At 61.6% G+C, this 5,745-nt stretch carries 3 protein-coding genes; all 3 read right to left on the bottom strand.

The window, feature by feature from the left end:
• On the bottom strand, positions 1–1,086 hold the full coding sequence (locus P8Z34_16715; GenBank protein ID MEJ2552315.1) for a response regulator: 1,086 nt from the start codon (positions 1,084–1,086) through the stop codon (positions 1–3).
• Positions 1,086–3,323, bottom strand: a complete 2,238-nt coding sequence (locus P8Z34_16710; GenBank protein MEJ2552314.1) for a GAF domain-containing protein — start codon at positions 3,321–3,323, stop codon at positions 1,086–1,088. The genes P8Z34_16715 and P8Z34_16710 overlap by 1 nt, the downstream gene beginning before the upstream one ends.
• Positions 3,324–3,634: 311 nt before the next feature.
• Complete coding sequence (glnA, locus tag P8Z34_16705) at positions 3,635–5,155, bottom strand: type I glutamate--ammonia ligase (GenBank protein ID MEJ2552313.1); 1,521 nt, start codon at positions 5,153–5,155, stop codon at positions 3,635–3,637.
• Positions 5,156–5,745 lie beyond the last annotated feature (590 nt).

The raw sequence follows: 5,745 nt of genomic DNA, 5'->3' as shown, positions 1-5,745 counted from the left end.
TCACTCCTCCCGCACCTTGCCCCCCAGGCCCATGCGGATCGCATGCGCGGAGGCGGCGGCGCGGGAATTGACGTCGAGTTTGGCGAAGATCGACTTGACGTGCCGCTTGACCGTGTTCGTGGAAATGACCAGCTTCGCGGCGATTTCCTTGTTGCTCAGGCCCTGGGCGACGAGCGAGAGTACTTCTTCCTCGCGATCCGTCAGGCTCTGCGGAAGCGAGGTGAGCGAGACGATTTGATCCACGTTTTCGAGAAACGTTCTGCGCTCAAAGGATTGCTTTTCGAGGTACGCATAAATGTTGTGGTCCGTGTAGGCGCGGTCGATCAAATCCGGATCGGCCGAACCGCTGACGATGATCGTCGGAATGCCGGCCTGGCGCGTGGTTTTCAACAGCCGCAGACCGTCTTCGTTGTGGTTGGGCTGGACCGAACTGGCCAGCGAAATGTCGACCACGGTGACCTGATAATGCGTGCGCTTCAACAAGCCCAGGGCTTCGCCGTAGCTGGCACTCTCGTGAACCCGGTAGCCGGCATCCTGGAGCAGTTCGGCAAGCAGACTGCGCCAGCCCGCATCGTCCTCCACCACCAGCGCAAGTCCCTCGAAAGCTCTTGTGGAATCGCCAAGTTCAGCGGAAACGGATCGGTCAACTATTTCGTCGGCCGGCCGTTGGTCGTCCGCATCTCGTTTTGCGTTTGAAGCGGACAGGGCCTGGCGGATTACTTTGCGGAACTCGGCGCGCCGGAAAGTTTCCTTGCGCAGGCAGGTCATGGCGCCGTACTCCTGGATGACCGCCACCGCCAGTTCGACGCTCGCATAGCCGGTCAACATGACGCTGACACATCCGGGCGCGTGGCGCTGAACGGCCCTCAACACTTCCAGCCCGTCCTGATTGCTGTGATCGTCGTCCGCCAGCGACAGATCGATGATCGCCAGGCGATACGGCGTGCTGCGCAGGCGCTCGACGGCGTCCTTCAGGTTGTCGCTGAGATCGATCTTGAGACCGAAATCGGTCAGGATGTCGGTGAGGATTTCCTGCCAGGAGGGATCGTCTTCGACGATCAAGGTGAGAATCGGTTCCACCATCATCACGCGGATCCCTCCGCGCGGGGCAGTTCGAGGGTGAAGGTCGTACCCGAACATCCGTCGCTGTCCACCGTGATCAGCCCGCCGAAACGGGTCATCAGCGTTTTGACCCACCACAGGCCGAATCCCAGATTTTCGTGCGTCTCGGAGGACTGCCCGCTGTAATTCAACTCGAATATGCGTTCGTGCAGCTCGGGGGGAATGCCGGGTCCCGTGTCGTGAATGTCGATGCGAATCCGGTCTCCATCCGCGGCGCCGCTGACGCGAATTTCGCCCTCGCCCTGCATCGCCCGCACGGCGTTGTCGAACAGGTTGATGAACACCAGCGGCAGCCGCTTGGGACAGGCGTGTGCAGGGGGCAGCGAATCCAGGGCCCGGCAGACGACCTGAATGCCGTCCGGCAGCCGCGCCGCGTTCAACGCGGTGTCGACCGCCTCCTGGATCTTCACCGAAGAGAGGCGGATCGGGCGCAGGAAGAACAGGTTTTCCTTGAGGATCTCTATGGCCGTGGCTGCGCTTTTCTCGATTTCGGTCAGATTCTGGCTCAAGTAGGGATCCGCCGCCAGGCTGGGGGCGCATTTGTCCTGGATGCCTTCGATGCGCACCGGTATGGCGCCGATCTTGTTGTTCAACTGATGCATCAGGTTGGAGGCGATATCGCCGATGGCGGCAAACGCCTCGGTCACCGTACGCTGCTCCTGCGCCAGACGGGCGGCTTCCTGATGCGCGGCGTTTTGTATGGCCAGCGTCGCGTAATATCCCAGGATGCTGAGCACGTTGCGATCCCACTCGGACTGCTCGAAATCGCGCTCGCGGTCGGCCGCGCTGTGGATGCTGAAAGCGCCGACCGGGCTGTTCGAGTCCGGCTCTCCTGCGGCGAAAAGGGGCACGATCAGCGACGAGCTGTAATCGGCCGGATCGTAGAGCGCCGCAGGCAGGTCGATTTTCAAATCCGACGAGATCACCGCTTCGCCGGACAGCGCGGCCTTCCCGATCAACGAGTCCTGCAGGCCGATCTGCCGGCCTTCCAGTTCGGGCCGGGTGGCCGCCTGGATCAGCAAGCAGTCGCCTTCCCGCAGCCACAACACGCTCAGGGGCACGTTGAGCAAATCGCAAGCCTGTTCGACGAGTTTCTGGTGGATGGATTTCAGCGGCTGGGTGAGGATGTAGGTCGAAATCTCTTGCAGCGCATCCAGCAGGCGCACTTCCTGAATGGCGGCGACGGCGTGCGTGGCCAGGGTCTGCAGGATGTACAGGTCCTGTTTGCTGAAGGCGTTCAACTGCGGGCTTTCCAGGTTGAGGACGCCCTCCAGGCGCCCGCTGGCGCCGATCAGGGGGACGGCCAATTCCGAACGCATGACCAGCTCGTGATCTAGAGGATAGTACAGCTTGCTGTAGGGTTCCTCGCGCAGGTCCGAAATGATCAAAGGCGAGCGCTTCAAGGCCACCATGCCCATCACGGACCCCCCGTCGATGGGCAGCGACTCGGTCGCCGGTTTCACCTGCTGCTCTCCCACGAAGGCGTGCGTGATGAGGCACTTGCCCTCTTTATCGACCAGGCGGAAGATGCCGTATTTTGCGTCCGTGACTTCCAGGGCCATGCGCAAAATGGCGTCGAGCGTGTCCTGCAGGCGCGTGTGGGAGGAGATCAACATACCGGCGCGGTGGAGCCGGCGCAGCTCCTTTTCCTTGCGCACCTGTTCGAGCTGCGCTTCCGTGAAACGCTGCGCGGAGGCGAGCGTCATGGCGGTCAGGTTGACGATGTTGTCCAGCATGAGCAGCTCGAGTTCGTTGAAAGTCTCACGCTCGTGGAGATACAGGTACAGGGCGCCGATGGGTTCGCCGGCGATGATGAGCGGGTAGCAGACCATGGCGGTCGCGCCGGCGGCCACCTTCGCCGGGTGGATATCCAGCTCTTCCTGTTCGTAGGAGAGCACGCGTTTCTTTGCGGCGATGGCATGTGCGCCGATGCCGTTGGGGCGCGGCGCGTCGTCCGCATCCGGATCGTAGTTGAGTTCGGAGGAAACGCGCGAGTCGAGGTTGAATTCACCGCGCTTCGCATCGTAGGTGTAGATGACGGCCGACGAACCGGGCACGACCTCCGTGGCGCTTTCGACGATCAACCCCAGGGTGTCCTGCAGGTTGTCCACCCCGCCGGAGGCGCCCGAATTGATCGCCGAACCGATCTGATTCAGCCGGGAAAGAATTGTATGCAGGTGGGTGTTCGTCTGCGCGCTCATATCATAGTGAGAAACGCCCGGCGGTTACCGGGCGGTGTGATCAACAAGTACCATCCGATTTATCAGGATTGTAGCACACGAAAAAACGGTCTTCAATTTCATCGGCGCCGGCGGCAGCCCGTCGAGCCGGCGTAAAAACGTGATGCGATCGTTGATTGCCCACCTTCAACCGCTCCCCTCGACCAACGCAGAGATGAAACGCTGCGAGACCGGACCCGGTGAATGTAAGGGCTCTGAGGGCCGCACAGCGATCCCTCAGAGCCCGTGAATAAGGAGTTGGCGTCACCAACCAACTTTACCCTTACTACCGCCTAGATATCGTAGTACATGACGTATTCGATCGGATGCGGCCGCAGGCGCAGCACGTCCACGTCGTTGACGCGCTTCCAATCGATGTAGGTCTCGATCAAATCTTCGGTGAAGACGCCGCCCTTGAGCAGGAACTCGTGGTCCGCTTCCAGGTGATCGAGCACTTCGCTGAGCGACCCGGGCACCTGCGGCACCGAGCTGGCTTCGCCTTCGAAGAGGTCGATGTCCATGGGATCGCCGGGGTCGATCTTGTTCTGGATGCCGTCGAGGCCGGCCATCAGCATGGCGGCAAACGCCAGGTAGGGGTTCGCCGAAGGATCGGGGCAGCGGTACTCGATGCGCACGGAGCTGGGGCTGGTGCTGTAGACCGGGATGCGCACGCAGGCGGACCGGTTGCGGCGGCTGTAGGCCATCATCACCGGGGCCTCGTAGCCGGGCACCAGCCGTTTGTAGCTGTTGGTCGTGGGCGCGCATATGGCCAGCAGTGCGGGCGTGTGTTTGAGGATCCCGCCGATGTAGTACTTGCCGAGATCGCTCAGGTGGGCGTAGCCGTCGGCGCTGTAGAACAGGTTCTTGCCGTTCTTCCAGAGACTCTGGTGGCAGTGCATGCCGCTGCCGTTGTCACCGAACATCGGCTTGGGCATGAAGGTCAGCGTCTTGCCGTGGGCCACGGCGGTGTTCTTCAGGATGTACTTGTAGGTCTGCAGCGCGTCGCACATCTGCACCAGGGGGCCGAACTTCAAGTCGATCTCCATCTGTCCGCCGGAGGCGACTTCGCCGTGGTGCACTTCGACTTCGATGCCGGCCAGCATCATGCGCAGGATGGACTCGGAGCGCCAGTCCTGCAGCGTGTCGACCGGCGGCACGCGGAAATAGCCGCGTTTCGGTTCGGGCCGGTAGCCCAGGTTGGCGCCGAAGCGTGCGTCGTGCTGGCGGCCGGTGGCCCAGGCGGCCATGTCGGATTCGATCTGGAAGAAACCGCCGCCGGTCTCGTAGCCGAAGCGGATGCCGTCGAAGGCGAAGAACTCCGCCTCGGGGCCCCAGTAGCTGGTGTCGGCGATGCCCGTGTCCTTGAGATATTGTTCGGCTTTTTTGGCCACGTAGCGCGAATCCTTGTTGTAGGGCTCGCCCGTGGTGGGATCGTTGATGTTGCAGACGATGCTGAGCGTGGGGATCTTCATGGCCGGGTCGATGACCGCCGAAGTCGGATCGGGGAAGAGGATCATGTCCGATTCCTGAATGTCCTGGAAGGCGCGGATGCTCGACCCGTCGAAGCCCAGCCCCTCCTCGAACATGTCCTCGGTGAGATATTCGGAGGGCATCGAGAAGTGGTGCCAGCGGCCCATGAGATCGGTGAATTTGACGTCCACGATCGAAATCTTGCGCTTGCGCGCGTACGCCAAAACTTCCTTGGGCGTGGTGGGGTGCTCGACCCTGGACGAGATGGAAGCAAGATCGTGGTGGCCGTTCATGTAGGTGAGCTCGACCAGTTCTTCCATCGGCAGTATATGTGACGTTGCCATTTTCAACTCCTTTTTGATTATTCCGTTTGTACGGTTCGATGTGCATCTGCGCGGCCGGCCCGGTGCGGTGGTTTTCCGGGCCCGCCGTGCAGGGCTGTGCGATGGTCGTTAACCGCCTGTAGTATAGGGAACGGCGCCGCGCGGCTGTAGTACCCGTTCGGGTACTCTTTATGCGGACAAATTCAACGTCTACGCGGGGTGGGGCGGCGCTTCAGCGTTGAGCGGAACGAGCTGTACGCCGGGGAGCGAGGCGCTGATTCTTTAGTTCTAAGCGGGAGAGGGTGCATCGATCCGATAGACCGCTTTAAAAGGGACGCCTACGTCCCGCTCCAAACGCGCCAAATGCCCTATAGTAGAAACCATAGCGGCGGGATTCCACGGGCAGCGATCCATGACTTTGACTCAATTAACGTTCGTGAACGGGCAGGCAGCGTGATGTTGGTGGCCATCGCCAGCATGAAAGGCGGGGTGGGGAAATCGACCCTCGCGGCCATGCTCGCCAAGCACGTCGCCGGCAGCATGGGCGTCTCCGTCACCGTCGTCGACATGGATCCGCAGCGCGGGGCGACCATCCTGCTCCTGGGCCCCAA

The organism is Anaerolineales bacterium, assembly GCA_037382465.1.
Taxonomy (GTDB): Bacteria; Chloroflexota; Anaerolineae; order Anaerolineales; family E44-bin32; genus WVZH01.
The sequence above is the reverse complement of the archived record's forward strand: the minus strand, read 5'-3'. Positions and strand labels throughout refer to the sequence as shown.